14 protein-coding genes are annotated in these 17,182 nt (G+C 47.6%); 6 read left to right on the top strand and 8 right to left on the bottom strand.

Annotated elements, in window-relative coordinates:
* Nucleotides 1-4 precede the first annotated feature (4 nt).
* Nucleotides 5-961, bottom strand: a complete 957-nt coding sequence (locus IE117_RS19470) for an L-threonylcarbamoyladenylate synthase (protein WP_189566262.1) — start codon at nucleotides 959-961, stop codon at nucleotides 5-7.
* Between the two features lie 106 nt (nucleotides 962-1,067).
* On the opposite strand from IE117_RS19470, the gene IE117_RS19465 reads away from it, so the two are divergent.
* The 3 genes from IE117_RS19465 to IE117_RS19455 all read left to right on the top strand — a co-directional run bounded on the left by IE117_RS19465 (nucleotide 1,068) and on the right by IE117_RS19455 (nucleotide 4,862).
* A complete protein-coding gene (locus IE117_RS19465; protein ID WP_189566260.1) occupies nucleotides 1,068-2,813 on the top strand; it encodes a GMC oxidoreductase in 1,746 nt (581 codons plus the stop codon).
* A 169-nt stretch (nucleotides 2,814-2,982) separates the two neighbouring features.
* Nucleotides 2,983-3,621, top strand: a complete 639-nt coding sequence (locus IE117_RS19460) for a gluconate 2-dehydrogenase subunit 3 family protein (RefSeq protein ID WP_189566258.1) — start codon at nucleotides 2,983-2,985, stop codon at nucleotides 3,619-3,621.
* 476 nt (nucleotides 3,622-4,097) lie between these two features.
* A complete protein-coding gene (locus IE117_RS19455) occupies nucleotides 4,098-4,862 on the top strand; it encodes a T9SS type B sorting domain-containing protein (protein WP_189566256.1) in 765 nt (254 codons plus the stop codon).
* A gap of 56 nt (nucleotides 4,863-4,918) precedes the next feature.
* On the opposite strand, the gene IE117_RS19450 is transcribed toward IE117_RS19455, so the two are convergent.
* The 6 genes from IE117_RS19450 to folP all read right to left on the bottom strand — a co-directional run bounded on the left by IE117_RS19450 (nucleotide 4,919) and on the right by folP (nucleotide 13,190).
* Nucleotides 4,919-6,547, bottom strand: a complete 1,629-nt coding sequence (locus IE117_RS19450; protein WP_189566254.1) for an ABC-F family ATP-binding cassette domain-containing protein — start codon at nucleotides 6,545-6,547, stop codon at nucleotides 4,919-4,921.
* Nucleotides 6,548-6,717: 170 nt separating this feature from the next.
* Nucleotides 6,718-7,992, bottom strand: coding sequence for a beta-propeller fold lactonase family protein (locus IE117_RS19445; protein WP_189566252.1), 1,275 nt, complete (start codon nucleotides 7,990-7,992; stop codon nucleotides 6,718-6,720).
* A gap of 147 nt (nucleotides 7,993-8,139) precedes the next feature.
* Nucleotides 8,140-10,959, bottom strand: a complete 2,820-nt coding sequence (locus tag IE117_RS19440) for an alpha/beta hydrolase family protein (protein WP_189566250.1) — start codon at nucleotides 10,957-10,959, stop codon at nucleotides 8,140-8,142.
* Nucleotides 10,960-11,045: 86 nt separating this feature from the next.
* Nucleotides 11,046-11,306 (bottom strand): 30S ribosomal protein S20, encoded by a 261-nt coding sequence (gene rpsT, locus IE117_RS19435; protein WP_189566249.1) that lies wholly within the window; start codon nucleotides 11,304-11,306, stop codon nucleotides 11,046-11,048.
* 175 nt (nucleotides 11,307-11,481) lie between these two features.
* Nucleotides 11,482-12,267, bottom strand: a complete 786-nt coding sequence (gene cdaA / locus IE117_RS19430; RefSeq protein ID WP_189566247.1) for a diadenylate cyclase CdaA — start codon at nucleotides 12,265-12,267, stop codon at nucleotides 11,482-11,484.
* A 38-nt stretch (nucleotides 12,268-12,305) separates the two neighbouring features.
* Entirely contained in the window at nucleotides 12,306-13,190 is an 885-nt protein-coding gene (gene folP / locus IE117_RS19425; RefSeq protein ID WP_189566245.1) for a dihydropteroate synthase, read from the bottom strand.
* Nucleotides 13,191-13,238: 48 nt separating this feature from the next.
* Between folP and IE117_RS19420 the strand changes: the two genes are divergently transcribed.
* The 3 genes from IE117_RS19420 to IE117_RS19410 all read left to right on the top strand — a co-directional run bounded on the left by IE117_RS19420 (nucleotide 13,239) and on the right by IE117_RS19410 (nucleotide 15,479).
* A complete protein-coding gene (locus IE117_RS19420) occupies nucleotides 13,239-13,784 on the top strand; it encodes a DUF1599 domain-containing protein (protein WP_189566243.1) in 546 nt (181 codons plus the stop codon).
* A 106-nt stretch (nucleotides 13,785-13,890) separates the two neighbouring features.
* On the top strand, nucleotides 13,891-14,979 hold the full coding sequence (locus tag IE117_RS19415) for a BT_3928 family protein (RefSeq protein ID WP_189566241.1): 1,089 nt from the start codon (nucleotides 13,891-13,893) through the stop codon (nucleotides 14,977-14,979).
* Nucleotides 14,976-15,479 carry a shikimate kinase gene (locus tag IE117_RS19410; protein WP_189566239.1) on the top strand — a complete coding sequence of 168 codons (504 nt, stop codon included), beginning with the start codon at nucleotides 14,976-14,978 and terminating at the stop codon, nucleotides 15,477-15,479. Before IE117_RS19415 ends, IE117_RS19410 begins: the two co-directional genes overlap by 4 nt.
* A 61-nt stretch (nucleotides 15,480-15,540) precedes the next feature.
* Here IE117_RS19410 and IE117_RS19405 read toward each other — a convergent pair whose 3' ends face one another.
* Nucleotides 15,541-17,094, bottom strand: a complete 1,554-nt coding sequence (locus IE117_RS19405; RefSeq protein ID WP_189566238.1) for an OmpP1/FadL family transporter — start codon at nucleotides 17,092-17,094, stop codon at nucleotides 15,541-15,543.
* Between the last annotated feature and the right edge of the window lie 88 nt (nucleotides 17,095-17,182).

Below are 17,182 nucleotides of genomic sequence, written 5' to 3'. Positions count from 1 at the left end.
TAGCTCAAACCGCAGCTGCCCGACGGAGCCTGTCGTTTATGGCTCTGCCTAAGTCCTTTTCGGGTAAGATCTCCGCCCTGATTTCCTGAACGTGACTGGCATCCAACTTTCTCAGGTAGTCAAACAGGTGTTGGGCCGCTTCCAAAAAATCGCCTGTTTCAGACAGGTAAAGGCAATTTTCTCCCTCAATACGCTCATGCCCTTTGTCAAAAAACAAATAGCCTACATTCTTGTCGTTTCCAGGCTCAGTCATTTCGGCCTTGGTGCACAAGAACAGTGGCTTTTGGGGCGCGTAATGACTTTTCAGCATTCCCGGGGCCAGAGGATTGGAGCTGGAATGCAATGATTTTTCAACTTTGCCAATTTTTGATTCTATATCTTCCAACCTTAAGCCGCCCAATCTCAATACTTTTGGTGTAGAGGATTCGAAGGAAACAATAGTGGATTCGATTCCGACCCGGCACTCTCCTCCATCCAGTATGTAGGCGATCTTACTCCCCAATTGCTGTTCTACGTGTTGAGCAGTAGTGGGGCTGATGTATCCAAATGGATTTGCACTCGGAGCGGCCAAAGGGAATTCCAGTGACTGGAGCAATGCTAAGGTCAGCGGGTGCCGGGGAACACGCACTGCCACGGTCGGCAGGCCGGATGTGACCAGTTCGGGTATGATTGACTTTTTGGGCAAAAGCAGCGTCAATGGCCCCGGCCAAAAGGCCTCAGCCAATTCTCTCGCTTTTTCAGGAATTTCCGTGACATATTCTGCCACAGCATCCAGCGATTTCACATGAACGATGAGGGGATCGAAGGTGGGGCGGTTCTTTGCCGCGAAAATACCTGCCACTGCCTGAATGTCGAGAGCATTAGCCGCCAAACCATACACCGTTTCGGTTGGGATTGCCACCAGTTGCCCGTCGTTCAGCAACAGCCCTGCTTTTTCTACGTTTGAACCTATAATTGACACAACACTTTCTTTTTTTTGCAAAGATAAGAGGTCATTCAGTAGTAAATAGGCTCTGTTTACTTATATTTAAAGGTCAAAATCAAACCCTGTAAAAACCAGTTCATCCATGAGTTTTCAAATAAAAGAACCGCCAACCGAGTTTGATGTCGTAATCGTCGGTTCAGGCGCGGGCGGCGGTATGGCGGCCTACCAGTTAGCCAAAGCCGGGGCAAAGGTTGCTTTGCTCGAAGCGGGCGGCTACTATGATCCCGCCGACCCCAAGTATATCACCCAATTGAAATGGCCTTATGAGTCACCACGCCGTGGGGCCAGCACACCCTTTCGGAACTTTGGCGATTTTGATGCCGCCTGGGGTGGATGGGAAATCGCCGGGGAGCCCTACACCCGCAAAAGAGGTACTGAGTTTGATTGGTTCAGATCACGGATGATGGGTGGACGGACCAACCACTGGGGCCGTATTTCGCTTCGGTTTGGTCCCGACGATTTTCGCCGGAAGAGCATCGATGGCCTGGGCGAGGACTGGCCGATCGACTACAAAACGGTAGCCCCATATTACGATCAGGTAGATAAGCTCATCGGTGTTTTCGGTGAAGCAAACGGACTGCCTAACGACCCAGACAGCATTTTCCTGCCCGCACCCAAGCCGCGCCTTCACGAGTTGATGCTCAAAGAGTCCGCCAAAAAATCGGGTGTACCCATCTATCCCAACCGTTTGTCAATCCTGACCAAACCCGTCAACAACGAGCGTGGATCATGTTTCTATTGCAGTCAGTGTAACCGCGGATGTCAGGCGTATGCTGACTTTTCGGCGTCGTCGGTACTGGTGATTCCGGCGGTAAAAACCGGCAACGTTACGCTCACTACCAACGCCATGGTTCGTGAAGTACTCACTGACCCGAATACAGGCATGGCTACGGGAGTGTCTTACGTCGATCGAGAAAAACTTACGGAGCACGTTGTCAAGGGCAAGGTGGTTGTTTTGGCAGCAAGCGCCTGCGAATCAGCCCGTTTGTTACTTAACTCCAAATCTACCCGCCATCCCAATGGTTTGGCAAATTCCAGTGATGTAGTTGGTAAGTACCTGCACGATTCCACCGGAGCTTCTCGGGGTGCTTTTATTCCTAAACTCATGGATCGGAAGCGCTATAACGAAGATGGCGTCGGCGGCGCACACATTTACTCACCCTGGTGGCTTGACAATAAGAAGCTGGACTTCCCGCGCGGCTACCACATCGAGTATGGTGGCGGAATGGGTATGCCGGGCTATGGTTTCGGTTGGGGGATGGAAAACACTAACGGAAAGTACCCCGGCCCGGACGGAAAAATGAAAGAGGCCGGTGGATACGGCGCATCGCTTAAAGACGACTACCGTCGTTTTTATGGTGCTTACATCGGTATGTCAGGTCGTGGCGAGGCAGTTGCTTCCGCGGACAACTATTGTGAGATCGACCCAACTACGGTGGACAAGTTCGGGATTCCGGTATTGCGGTTCAGCTACAAATGGTCAGACTACGAAATCAAGCAGGCCAAGCACATGCAGGATACCTTTGAGCAAATCATTGATGCCATGGGTGGTGTGGCTTCCGGCAATAAGCCTGGGGCCGACAGTAACTATGGGTTGGCCGCACCGGGACGAATCATTCACGAGGTGGGTACGACCCGCATGGGCAGTGATCCCAAGACCTCAGCCCTGAATGCTTTCAATCAGGCGCACGACGCCAAAAACGTATTTGTCGTTGATGGCGGTGCTTTCGTTTCGCAGGCAGACAAAAACCCCACCTGGACTATCTTAGCCTTGTCGTGGCGTGCCTCAGATTACATCATTGATCAAGTCAAGAAGAAGAATATTTAATCGGCTGCCGGCTCTTACAATTTTTTTGAGCAGCAGTCTTGCTCCATTTCGACTGCCGATTTATCTTTTTCTTATCCAACCACTAGGGTAGTTTGATCAGGAGCGAATAGTAAAATAACTACAATTAAAGGCTGTTAGTCAATTGCTGATAGCCCAAAGCCCCAAAATTATGAAACGCAGAGACTCATTAAAAGCGCTTACCCTGAGCTCGTTCGGGGTGGCGGCTCTCAATCCGCAGGAAGTACTGGCCGAGCGTCGGGAACTGGACAAGGCTATGAATACGCCCCCCGCAGAGGTGGGGTTTGGACGTACGAAAGAGGAGGCCGAACACGATGCCAAGCTTATGGCGGAAAAGTATTTCACCGATAAGGAACTGGCTACGCTAGCTGTGTTGTCGGACATTATCATTCCCAAGGATAGCAAGTCAGGCAGCGCGTCGGAATCGGGTGTGCCGCAGTTTATAGAATTCATGGTGAAAGATCAGCCTTATTGGCAGACTCCTTTCCGGGGAGGTTTGCAGTGGTTGGACCGGGAATCGGCCAAGCGCTTTGGTGGCAAAGTTTTCACTGCCTTGAGTAAGGAGCAGCGTTTACAGATTGTGGATGATATCGCATACCCTGAAAAGGCCAAGCCAGAAATGAGCCAGGGGGTATCTTTTTTCAATACCATGCGCAACTTTACAGCTACAGGATTCTTTTCGAGCAAGATAGGAATTGAAGATATTGGGTACATGGGCAATCGCCCCAATGTTTGGGACGGCGTCCCTGCTGATGTTCTTGCCAAGTATAAGGTGAGTTACGACAAATAGCAACTCACTGATAATCAGTAACTACAAAGCGTGGATGTAAATATCCCCGCTTTTTTTATTTATTTTGGGATAGAAATAATTTTGGTGAGCGGATGGAGCGAGGAAGAAATAAAGTGTTTACAGCACTCAGTCTGCTTTTCATTGGGCTTGTTTTCCTTCTGGGTGAATTGAAAGCACAATGCCCGGATACCATTCCCCCGCAAGCCAGGCTGGTCAATTGCAGCGGATCGACGGTAAAGCTAATCTTCGCAGAAACCCAGTCTGCAATCTACGAGTCACATTGGATTTCGTGGGGAGATGGCACTATACAACAGTCATTTCCCCGTTTGAAATCGGTAAGTCACACCTACCCTGATTCGTCTCCCCGATCTATTAGGGTTTGGGGTACTTCCAATATTTGCAAAAGCAACGAGCGTCTTCTCCGATACGAGCCGGGATCCGTTACGACAGCTAAGCCAAGCATTTCCGATTTCAGAATGCTTGCCATATCAAGCGGCGAACTGGCAATTAAAAATCCATCTACCATCGAACTTCTGCTCTACCGAAAGACGGGCAGTGGTGATTGGGAAAGTACCGGCCGCACTATTTCGAAAGCTGATCAGCAGCTCGAGGTAGTTGTAGATTCACTGGCATCAACCTGCTTTCGGCTCGAATCCACCGATACTTGTCTGGTTGAAAGTACCAGATCTGAGCCGGTCTGTTCAGGTACTCTGAAAATGATAAGCCATTCGGAATCCAATGGCTTAGTCTGGAAAACCATGGTTTTGGCACCAAATACCAAGCTGACTATTAGGAAAGACAATAATTCCTGGAAAGATATTACGTCCCAGGGAGAGAGTGGGACCCTGGATGATGAAGATCTCAATTGCGGTCGGGAACACTGTTATCAACTGCTTCTGGTTACGCCAAACAGTACTTTTTCATCTTTACCTGTCTGCCGGCTTACCCCTGCTTCCGTGTGTGGCGGGGGAGCCCCAATTTTCATTCCTGATGCCTTTTCACCAAATGGTGATGGTATCAACGATCTCCTTGAAATTAAAGGAGAGGTGACTACAGGCTATGAGCTGACCGTATTCAACGCATGGGGAACCGTAGTTTTCCATACGGTTGATTCTGCCCAAAGTTGGGATGGGAAATTAAACGGATCTATTCTTCCACCTGGCTCCTATCCTTACCGAATAAAGATTGGTAAAGAAGATTCTGTATTCATCAAAACTGGCTCGGTGTTAATGATAGACTAAAAAGGCTCCCAGGAAACATTCCTGGGAGCCTTTTTAGTCTATTATCAGCAAATGATTTAAGCTAAAACTCCTTCGTATAAAGCCTCGCGTTGCGCTTTCACGTAGTCATCCTTGATGAACTCATCATAAGTCATCAGCTTATCGATCATACCTTTCGGTCCGACTTCGATGACCCGGTTAGCAACAGTCTGTATGAACTGGTGGTCATGTGAGTAAAACAATACATTACCGGGAAAATCCATTAGGCCATTGTTGAGGGCAGTAATGGATTCCAGATCAAGGTGGTTGGTAGGATCATCCATAACCAGAACATTAGATCCTGAAAGCATCATCCTCGACAACATGCATCGAACTTTCTCTCCCCCCGAAAGTACCCCGGCTTTTTTCAAAGATTCCTCGCCGCTGAACAACATGCGGCCCAGGAAGCCCCGAATAAAGCTTTCGTCCTTCTCGTCAGAATACTGGCGCAGCCAATCCACCAGATTGAGGTCTACGTCAAAAAATTCGTTGGGGTCTTTCGGAAAATAACTTTTGGTAATTGTCACTCCCCACGTGAAAGTGCCGGAATCAGCCTTGTCTTCACCCATCAGGATGTCAAATAAGGTACTTACCGATTGCATGTTTCGGCCCACAAAGGCAACCTTGTCGTCTTTATTTACCGCAAAACTGAGGTCTTCAAACAGGATGCTGCCATCTTCAGCACGCTTGGTAAGTCCCTCCACGCGCAAAATCTGGTCACCCACTTCGCGGTCAGGTTTGAAGGCCACGTAGGGGTACTTACGGGATGATGGCTTAATATCATCCACAGTAATTTTTTCCAATAGCTTCTGCCGGGAGGTAGCTTGCTTGGACTTGGAGGCGTTGGCGCTGAAACGACGGATAAATTCCTCCAATTCCTTACGCTTATCTTCTGCTTTTTTATTAGCGTCCTGCTTCTGCTTCATCGCCAGTTGGCTCGACTCATACCAGAAAGAGTAGTTTCCGGTGTAAAGCTGCACCTTACTGAAATCGATGTCCACCACGTGGGTTGTAACCTGGTCGAGGAAGTGACGGTCGTGGGATACCACGATTACGGTGTTCTTGAAGTCGGCCAGAAAATTCTCCAACCACATCACTGTATCAACGTCGAGGTTGTTGGTAGGCTCGTCAAGCAGCAGTACGTCAGGATTTCCGAAAAGTGCCTGCGCCAGCAACACCCGGACCTTATCACTTCCGTTAAGATCGCGCATCATGGTTTGATGCAAATCTTCGGGTATGGCCAGGCCACTTAAAAGTTGTGCCGCTTCCGTTTCGGCTTCCCAACCGTTCAAATCTGCAAATTCGGCTTCAAGGTCGCCTGCTTTCACACCATCCTCATCAGTGAAGTCCTCCTTAGCGTAGATAGCGTCGCGCTCCTTCATCACCTCATACAGGCGCTTGTGACCAAGAATTACGGCATCCATTACCGTGTAGTCGTCATAGGCGAACTGATCCTGGGTGAGCACGGCGAGCCGTTCGCCGGGGTTCAGGCTGACGGTGCCCGTCTGCGCTTCGATTTCGCCGGAGAGTATTTTCAGAAAGGTTGATTTTCCTGCTCCATTGGCTCCGATGACACCGTAGCAGTTACCGGGAGCAAATTTTATATTTACTTCGTCAAAAAGAATCCGTTTGCCGTACCGTAGCGATACGTTTTGAACTGTAAGCATTTATAAATTGAATTTTTTTATGATTTTCAAACGCAAATTTACTAAAAAACTATCCGACAAATAAACAGCTATACAGGATTCTGGTTCCGTAAATCAAGTATTATCACCTAAATAAAAAAACAGGCCGATTTTGTCGGCCTGTTTTTACAAAAGATAGTATTTAGCACTAATCAGGGAATCACGCGAATGGTGTGGCATCCACGTTCCACGCTGATGCGGCCCATTTGCTTCGCCAGTGCTGGTGTACCGCCCTTGGTTACAGACCAGAACTCGATGCCACCTGTACGGCTACCGTAATCCAGGTACTCGTACACTGCAACGGCTACGTTTGAGCCATCTTTATCAAATACCACACTTTGGGGCAAAATTCCGGGAAAAGGATAATCTGCAACTTTAGTCAGAGCACCATCGGCGAGACTGAACAATGTCAGCGAGCTCGAAGAGCCAGCGCCGTCTTCTGTCCAGGGCATTGCGCTTTTACCAGAATTGGCAGCCACCACCATAGTCCCATCAGGGCTGATAGCGAACGCTCCGGGATTGATGCCCACAGGAGTGCTGCTGTTCAATTTATGCTCACCACCGGTCAGGGAAAACTCAACCACGTGCAAAGCGCCTTCACCGGTAGCCTTGCCCATAGCTCCTTTGTTATCCATTACATAGTAGTACTTTCCGTCTTCGGAGAATCTTCCTACTGTCGGTGAATCACCCACTTTCAAAGGAGTACCCAATTTTTCGATGTTCTTCAATTTGCCACCGTCACGAAGTACTTTGTATAAAGCCACTTCCTTAGTTGCCTCTAGCGTTACGGCCAGGAAGTTGCCCGTTGGGTGCCAGCTCAAATCGATTATACTGTTTGTGCTGTCCAATTCTGAAGGGAGAGCAAGGAAACGAGTAGGCTTTCCGGAGTCATCCGTTTCAAGGAAGACCAATTCTTTGCCAGCATCGCGCGTTGAAACCATCAACTCATTATTCTTGAAAATGTCGATGGCTGTAGGGTTTTTACCTACTGCAAAGCCAAAATTCACTTTCGGTTTTGCAAAATTGACTATATCGACAACATACAGTTTCTGACCAACGGGAAAACCCTTCATGGCGTCTGGATAGTCATTCACGGTTTCACCGGGAGCACCGCGAGACTCCAGCACGAATGCAAGGCCGCCCGTTTTGGGCACTGCCATGCTTTTGGAATAAGTAAGCGTAGAGTTTGGAACGACGATTTCGCCTATTGAGGCACCGCCTCGAACAAGCGGGAATTTAATGGAGGTGAGTTTATCCTTGACCGTATTGTCACGCAGGAGTTTGCCATCTACCAGAGCAGAGGCCGCCATATCCGCATCGGAAATAGCTACCATGCCCCGGGCATTGAATGATATGGACGGTGATTGGGCCGAAGCAGGGAAGGCTCCCATTGCTGCCAGCCCGGCAAACAAAACTAATTTTTTCATTCTTCGGTAAGTCATTATGTGATTAATGGTACTAAATAAAGTTTTTTTTGGTATTAATTCTTCCAAAAGAAACCTTGTGACCGAAAAACGACCACAAGGTTTAGAATCTTATTCGCAATATAGGGCAAATTAAAGAATTTGCCAAAGTTAATCGAACTTCATATCCCAGCGTTCCTTCTCCAAAATCGTCCTTCCTTCACTCATCCAGCTGGGCATTGGAGCGGCTTTCAGGTAGTGGTCAAAAAATTGGTACATCCTTAGGCTAAGGTCTTTCATATTGGGCCTTTTAGTCAGGTTATGGTCTTCGTCGTTATAGACCAGCATCCATACGGGTTTGTTCAAACGCCGCAGAGCGGTGAAAAATTCTATTCCCTGATACCACGGCACAGAACCATCCGCGTCGTTGTGCATCATCAAAACCGGTGTTTGTACACGGTCGGCGTAAAAAAGAGGAGAATTCTCAATATAATAAAGCGGTTTTTCCCAGAGAGTACCGCCAATACGACTTTGCGTCTTTTCGTATTGGAACATTCGGCTCATGCCAGTTCCCCACCGGATTCCGCCGTAGGCACTCGTCATGTTGGCCACAATGGCCCCAGCCATGGCAGCCTTGAACAAATTGGTCTGGGTGATGAGGTAGGCCGTTTGGTAGCCTCCCCAGCTTTGCCCCTGAATGCCGATATTGTTCCGATCCACAAAGCCTTTGTCCACCAGATCCAGCACGCCCGACACAATGCAATCATAGGCATTCTTTCCAGGTGTTCCGTTGCCATAGACGATATCGGGCACAAATACCAGGTAATCGTTGGAGACGCAGTAGGGAATGTTGATCGTTGAGCGACTCGGGGCAGGAGCACGGAAGGCATAAAGGGACGTGGCGTTTCTTTCGTAATAGTACACCAGCATGGGGTATTTGCGGCTGGGGTCGAAGTTTTCAGGTTTGAAAAGCAACCCTTCCAGATTTACTCCCTGACTCGAAACCCAGCTAACTTGCTCTGCACTCCCCCATTTGATTCCATCGGTTTGGGCGAAAAGGTTGGTAAGCGGTTGTGGGTTTTTCCAATCCCTCACATAGTACAGTTCATTGGGATGAGCGAAATTCCCTTTTTCGAAAACATACACCTTTGCATTCTTCGCTTTCTTGAAAGAGTTTGGGCTAAAATAATAAGGCTCCTTGACCATAATCGCCGGTTCACTGCCTGACTTCCAGGAAAGCAGACCGGTCTCCTTGTCGCCCTCCCACTGCCCCCAGAGAAAGTTCTCCTGTGAGAGATCGATAGCCGGGTCATCATCTTTTTCCCGCATTTCAAGAAATTTAAGGCGAACCTTCTCCTTGCGCCCATATCCCATGGTAAGATTTACCGGCTTTTCCTTTAATGTAGGGTCGATTTTCCAGATATCGTAGCGGTCATAAATCAGTACGTATTTGTCGTCCTTTGTCCAGCCCGCGATACCGTACGCGTCAGGGGTGTCGGGCGTGTCGTGCTCTTCGTCGTGAAATGCTACGTTGAGACCCTCGGTTAATTTTCTAAGGGTAGTTGCCGAATGATCGTGCAACTTCCAGAGCGTATCCCGCTCATCGAACCAAATTGCGTACTTGCCAGCTGGTGACGCTTCGGATTGCCCCAATACATCTCGGGCGATGAGCGAATTTTTACCTGTCGATGCCTCAATCCAATATAAGTCTGAGTGGCCGGGCTCCCAGGAGCTTGACCTCTGATAGGGCTCGAAAGATTTACCAAGCAAAAAGGACTGATTGTCCCGGTAGTTAATAGTAACGAATGCCATTTCCTCATTCGCCAGCGGTATCACTTTCCGGCTGTTCACATCATAGTACGTCCAGTAATCCTTTTCAAGCATCTCCTTACGCTGTTTGTCCTGCATAGGTTGCAGCCTGGTGTCCGTATAACTCCAGACATCCACACGGGATAGTTCCTCGTCGAGCATAGTGGTGTCTTTCAGCGAAGGTTTTCCCACCGGAGCGGCTCCGAAGTATAGGCGTCTGCCATCATCGGAAAACCTGGGCTTTTGAAATTCGGATGGTGCCCAATACTGGGGCAACCCTTTCGTAACGGTATCGGCAACTACCACATTACTTTTTTTGCCTAAATCCCGAAACACCAGGGCAAATCTTCTTACGTCCGCTTTGGCGGAATCCGGAGAACTCATCCAGACCGCCTGCTCACCTTTTTTATCCAAAGAAAGGTTCTTGTATACCTCGACCTTCGAACTTGTGTCAAGAGTTTGAATTTTTTTACTGGCAAACATATACTCGAACACTCCCCGGTAAACAGCTGTGTCCTTGGACATCTGTCTGGTGAAGATCACACGATTCCCCTGATCAGACAAGGCATACTCATCTACATTTTCAAAGGATACGGAGTCGCTGCCAGCCATGTTCAGAAGGGTCAGGAGATCGCCTTTGAGCTTTTTGAGCTTTCTGTCCTTAGCTTTCTTATCAGTCTCATCCTTATTTACAGTTGTGTCTTTTTTTGCCTCAGGCATTTTAGTAGCCATGGCTAACCACAGCCCCGACTCGTCAGGAATAGAGAAGGATACCAAGTCGCCGTACGTCTTTTGGTTGCCAGTAGCCAGGTTGAGTATAACCAGGCTGTCCTTTGGCATTTTCTCTTTTTTTGTTTTTGCCTTTTTGGCTTGGCGTACCGTTTCGAGTTGTGGCTTTACTTTGGCTACTAAAAACTTGGCATCGGCAGAAAATCTGGCATCATAACCACGGGGAATCACAATTTTTCGAGCAGCCGCTGGATTTTTCACTAAAAGCTGACCATCGCCTTCCTGCGGATTCACCTCGTAAGACACCCATTCACCATCTTTGGACAAGGTAGTTTGCCTGACGCTTTTCCAGGAATCGTAGTCGTCGGCATTGAGCGGTCGTTTGGTGTTTTGAGACCAGGCAGCCGAACAGGCAATAAATAGAACGTAAAGAGTTAGGTAGATTATCCTCATTGAAATAAAACGATTTTATTAAGCCTAAAAATAGAAAAACCCCGATGGCTTTCGCTATCGGGGTTATAAATTTCCTGGGTAAATTATCAGGCAGCTGACAGGGATTTCACGTACTTGTCAAGCTTCGACTTCTGGTTGTTAGCCTTGTTCTTATGAATAACATTCTTTTTGGCCAACCGATCCAACATGGATGAAACCGTTTTGTACACCTCACGTGCGGCTTCTGGATCAGATGTATCGCGCAATTTGCGAATGTAGGTACGGGTGGTTTTGTGTTGGTAGCGATTTCTCAAACGCTTGGTTTCGTTGGCGCGAATTCTCTTTAATGCCGATTTATGGTTTGCCATTTGGTCTTGATGTTGTTGCTTTTCTTAAAAACGTTTGCAAAAGTAAGTAGAAAAAAAGTCAACGACAAGCCTTTACCTCATTTCAATAAAACTACCTATGTTCCTTGGACCCAAATACACTATCAATCAGCTCATTGCCATGAAAATTTTCTATCAAAATCAACTATGTTTTTCATCAATCAGCATTCAGATAGTCGGCCAGACGGGTTTCAAGCTCATTGGTTGAAATATTACCGATGAGTTTTCCTTCCACGGCAAGCGATATCCTCCCTGTTTGTTCGGATACGACCAACACAACTGCATCGGTAGCCTCGCTCATGCCCAGAGCTGCGCGGTGACGAAACCCAATACTGGGTGGAACATCAATCCCATCCGCAACGGGCAGAATACAGCGGGCAGCGGCAATGCGGCCATCGGACACGATGGTAGCTCCTTCATGAAGCGCACTGTATTGATTGAAAATGGAGATGAGCAAATTCCGCGAAATAGTGGCGTCAAGTACCTCACCCGTCTGGACAAATTTTTCCAGGTCATCATTCTTTTTGATAACGACGATTGCCCCGTTGAAATCGGCAGCAATATTCCGGACGGCGTCGGCAATTTTCTTTAAATGCTGCGCCTGCCCCTCCGAATCCGATTTACCAAAAAAAGTGTTGAATAATCTGTTGTTTGAAAATGCAGTGGACTTCCCTATCATCAAAAGAAAACGGCGGATTTCTTGTTGGAAAATCACGATGAGGGCTATGGCACCAACGCCCATGAAATACTGTAAGATGGTCGTCAGCAATTCAAGCCTCAGCCCTTTCACGATCAGATAAAAAACGTAGACAAAAATGCAGCCTAAGAATACGCGACTGGCGATACTGCCTTTAACAAGGTAATATACCTGGTAAAGCAAGAACGCGACCAGGGTAATATCGAGCAAATCGGTCCACTCAACCGTCAAGAAACCAATACGCATAATTTTTCAAATCAAAATTTTGCGAATCTAGCTAAATTTCAATTCCGCAGTGTGGTTAACTTCCATAGCTTTATAGTTTCGACAGCTTCTTTTACATCGTGAACCCTGAGAATGTTTGCGCCTTTTTGAAGTGCCGTCATGTTCAGGGCGGTAGTGCCATTTAATGATTCATCAGCGGTAGTCTCTAAACTACGCCAGATCATCGATTTGCGGGAAAGTCCTATTAACAGGGCGGCATCCAAATTCTGAAAATATTCCAGATTATTCAGTAGCTCGAAATTCTGTGGGACATTTTTGGCAAAGCCAAATCCCGGATCAACGATCACATCGGCCACGCCCAGTGAATTCAGCTTATCCAACTTAGCAGCAATTTCTTGCACCACATCCCGGATTAGGTTATTGTACCGATTTTGTTTGACCATGGTCTGCGGCGTTCCGCGCATATGCATCAGCACATAGGGTACTCCCGATTCAGCGACAACTCCGAACATTCCTTCGTCAAGATTCCCACCCGAGACGTCATTGATGATAGATGCTCCCGCCATCACCGCCTTTCTGGCAACCTCGGCCCGAAAAGTATCGACCGAAATAATCAGGCTGGGGAAACTCTGGGAAAGCGCTTCGATTGCTCCGAGCACACGATCACTCTCCTCCAATTCTGACACTTCCGCTGCGCCAGGACGGGTTGAGTAGCCTCCCACATCCAGGATCTTTGCACCATCCGCGATCATCTGGCCGGCTGCTTGAAGCAATTTGTCCTGATTGGCTTCGAATCGGCTACCTTCATAAAACGAATCCGGCGTAAGGTTGATAATTCCCATTACCACAGGCGTGCTGAAATCCAGCAATCGCCCAGCAACTTTGATCGTTTTCTTCTTAAATTGCGACGCTAATAAGGTTCCTGGCTGTTGTAAGTCTACCATTGGCTCTACGCTTGGTACTTTAAATCTTCCATTTCTTCCTCTCCGGCATTGAAATCAACTGAAATCGAATACGAGGAGATCATGAATTATTGCCGTGATCTTTTTGCCAAAAAAAACAAGGATTATGGCACATCGTGGCGAATTCTGCGGCTGCCCTCCATTACGGATCAAATATACATTAAGGCTCAACGCATCCGTACTATACAAGATAAAGGTAGTCAAAAAGTGGAGGACGGAATCACAGAAGAGTTCATTGGTATCATCAACTACTGCGTGATGGCGCTCATTCAAATTGCTCTGAAAAACGCCAACCATGAACTAGGACACGAAAAGCTTTCCACGATGTACGAAGAGCAGGTAAGCGAAGTAAAGGAATTGCTTTTTAACAAAAATCATGATTACGGCGAAGCCTGGCGTGACATGCGAGTCAGTTCAATGACAGACATTATTCTGATGAAACTATTAAGGATTAAGCAAATAGAGGATAATCAAGGAATCACGCTGGTCTCAGAAGGAGTCAAATCCGGGTATCAGGACATGATTAATTATGCCGTGTTTTGTTTAATCAAATCCAATGGGTTGCACACCAATTAGAGGTGGTGTAATCAGATTTCTCAAAAGTTGATTAACAAATTTCTGAATTTTTGTGCGTATTGGAGTCCGGTATTCACTAATTCACTCAATCACTAATTCAAAATTAATGAAGCTTGCTGCCCAAATTGCCAAAGTCATCGTTGGCGTACTTTTTATTTTTTCAGGGCTGATCAAACTGAATGATCCCGTCGGTACTGAAATCAAGCTGGAAGAGTATTTCGAAGTTTTTGCGCAGGATTTGCCCGCCCTGCATGATTTTTTCATCGGGCTCATTCCGTTTGCTCTCTATTTTTCGGTGATTCTGTGCGTGGCGGAGGTGGTACTTGGCGTTGCCCTGCTGGTAAGTTACAAGCCTAAAACCACCTCCTGGTTACTACTCATCACGATCATATGCTTTACATTCCTGACATTTTATTCCGCTTATTTCAACCGCGTCACGGACTGTGGTTGTTTTGGGGACGCTATCAAATTGAAGCCCTGGACGTCTTTTGGAAAAGATGTGTTTTTACTGGCGCTGATTTTATTCCTTGTCTACCACAGAAAGAAGTTTCGTGCCATGCCCACGGGCATGATTGTCGCCGTGGCGACGGTGGCCTCGGTAGGTGTGGCTTTTTACGCAATCCGGCATCTGCCGATCATCGACCTCTTGCCATACCGGGTAGGCGCCAGCATTCCAGAGCAGATGAAGCCTTCCGAAGAAATGAAATACAAATATGTCTTTGAGAAGGACGGGAAAGAGGTTGAATTCGAGAAGTTTCCGAGCGACACAACCTTGAAATTCAAGGAAATGGTGTTGCTGAATGAAAGCGCAAAGCCCAAGATCACCGACTACCGTGCCTGGAACGATGAAGGAGATTTTACGCAGCAAACGTTCGAAGGAAACAAACTATTTATCATCGTTAAGAACCTCAACGATATTAATATTGCCGCCTTCCCTGAAATTAGAAAACTGGTCACCGACCTGAAAGGCAAAGCAGTAGAACCGATTATTCTGACTTCGGCAAGTAGTGACGAAATGAACGAGTTTCTGAAAACCCAGCAACTCACTCTCCCCTACTACTATGCCGACGCAACCGTACTGAAAACAATTTCCCGCTCCAATCCAGGCATCTGGTTGTTGCAGAACGGGGTCGTGAAAGGCAAGTGGCATTTCAATGATACTCCCGATGCGCAGGTCGTTTTGAGTAAGCTATGAAAAACGTTTTTCTGGTCGGAATGCCTTCCTCGGGCAAATCAACACTGGGAAGAAGGTTGGCAAGAGCCTTGAACTACCGGTTCGTCGATCTGGATAAATTGATTGTTAAAGATCAGAACAAAACGATTCCGCAAATTTTCTCCACACACGGTGAAGACTATTTTCGGGAAGTGGAAAGGAGAGTCCTGCAGGAAATAGGTCCAGAACAAGCCACTGTTATCGCGACCGGCGGTGGAGCCCCCTGCTTCTTCGACAATATGCAATTCATTAAAAATAATGGCGTGAGCGTTTTTCTGGACGTAGAGCCCTCTGAACTTGCTGCGCGCATCATCCATCATAATCGGGATGACCGTCCACTCTTATCGGGCGTTACCGATCTGGAAACAGAACTTAAAGCAAAGCTGGCAGGGCGATTTCCGTTCTACGCACAGGCTGACATTACCATCTCCAACAAGACCAGCATTCAGGAAATAATCGAGTTGATCAACCAGCATGCATAGAAAAGGTCGCAGCGAATGTTTGCACATTACACTACGACCTCTAATAATTTTCAACTCAATTTTAGAAAAAAGTACCCAGCGTGATAAGCAGGTTGATCGATTGGCTGGTGATTCTGGCAGAGGCATAGTCGCTCTGGTTGTTCAGGACATAGGGCGTGTAGGCTGCCTTGGCGGTATTATAAATCCCCGTGACATCGGCAAAGAATCGCTCATTCCGAAATCCTATGCCACCCGAAAGTAGTAGCTTGCTGCGATCAATATCATCCAGTTTCACCCGGTAAGGATCTCCCAGATAGGCCAGTCCGGCTCTGGCACGAAAAGTACCGGCACGGTATTCACCGCCTACCCGTACATTGACCCCACCCGTGTAAGTGTCCTCAATTTCTCTTTTGTTGTCCTGCCGAAAAGTGGAATTGTCCGCTGCGTTCAAAGTACCCGTGCTCACGCGCATTCCCCGGTAACCTACATATTCGACAGTGCCTGTCAAAAATCCGCTTTGGCCAAAGAAGTACGTAACTCCTCCAGACGCACGAAGCGGACTCTGGATGGTATATTCAAAATCATTGGGCTGCAAGCCCACGGTGGTCACATCAGGAACGAAGAAAACAGTCTGGCCGTTGGCATCGGTTTGAGGTATTCCGATGATGTCTGCCTGTACCAATTCATTAAAGGTTTCTTTCACATTCATGAATGTAGGGGATGTAATGGATGCACCAATTTGCAGCTGCGGAGTAGCTTTGTAGATGATCCCTATCGTGGCATTAATGCCATTACCCGTAACGTTGAGGTCCTCTGTATGAGTGGAACCCCTGATCACAGTGGCATTCGCATACTGGTCGGACAGAGTTGAATTATAATCGTACCTTATACGATTGAAGCCGATTGAGGCACCCACGTAAATCTTATCGTTATAATTACCGGCATAGGCGAAAGTCCACTGCGAGTGGGCGCCGGTGGATTCAAAACTACCTACTTGGTCCGTGGGATTGTTTCTTTCGTACCGCACATACGGGGGACCAACTGCAGTAGTGGGATTAATCATGTATAACTGGTAGTACGCCCCGGGTAAGGTAAAAGCTTGCCGGCTATTCACGTCAAATTCCTGATCCAGCGATTCTGCCGAAATATTCCTGCGGTTTGCGTCGTCTACCGCGGCATCGACAAACGCTGATCGCTCATTGCGGCCGGAGTACGAAAACAAGTTCTGAAACGATTGCTGCCGTGTGTAGGAAATACCAATCGAACTGCGTTTCCAGTTGCTGTTGTAACGATTGGGACTCCCCGCAATAATCAACGAAGCCTGGGTAAGGTTAGGATTTGTCTTACCATCCGATTGTACCCGACCCAGGTAGGTACTTTCAGTGTTGAGGTTTCTAAACGAAGGGCTGAGACTGAGCTCGGAGCGGTTGTAAAAACCCAGTCCGGCGGGATTGCCGCTAATAGTACTTGCGTCGCCGCCAAGAGCGGCGTGGTTGCCTCCAACACCCTGAAACCGGGCGGTACCCGTTTGATTGATTTCAGAAAAGCGAAAAGCGTCAGCCGCGTATTGACCCCGGGAGGGGAAGGCCAGCAGCAGCGCAGCGCCAGCCAGCAGACTTAATTTAATGATGTTCATTTTATGGGTTGGCTAATAATGAAAAACTGAAGTACTTGTTTAACGAAAGACCCCGCAAAATAGATCGTTTGCAGGGTCTTAAATTATT

The sequence above is a fragment of the Persicitalea jodogahamensis genome, assembly GCF_014651615.1.
Taxonomy (GTDB): Bacteria; Bacteroidota; Bacteroidia; order Cytophagales; family Spirosomataceae; genus Persicitalea; species Persicitalea jodogahamensis.
This window is presented reverse-complemented; position numbering and strand designations above follow the sequence as displayed.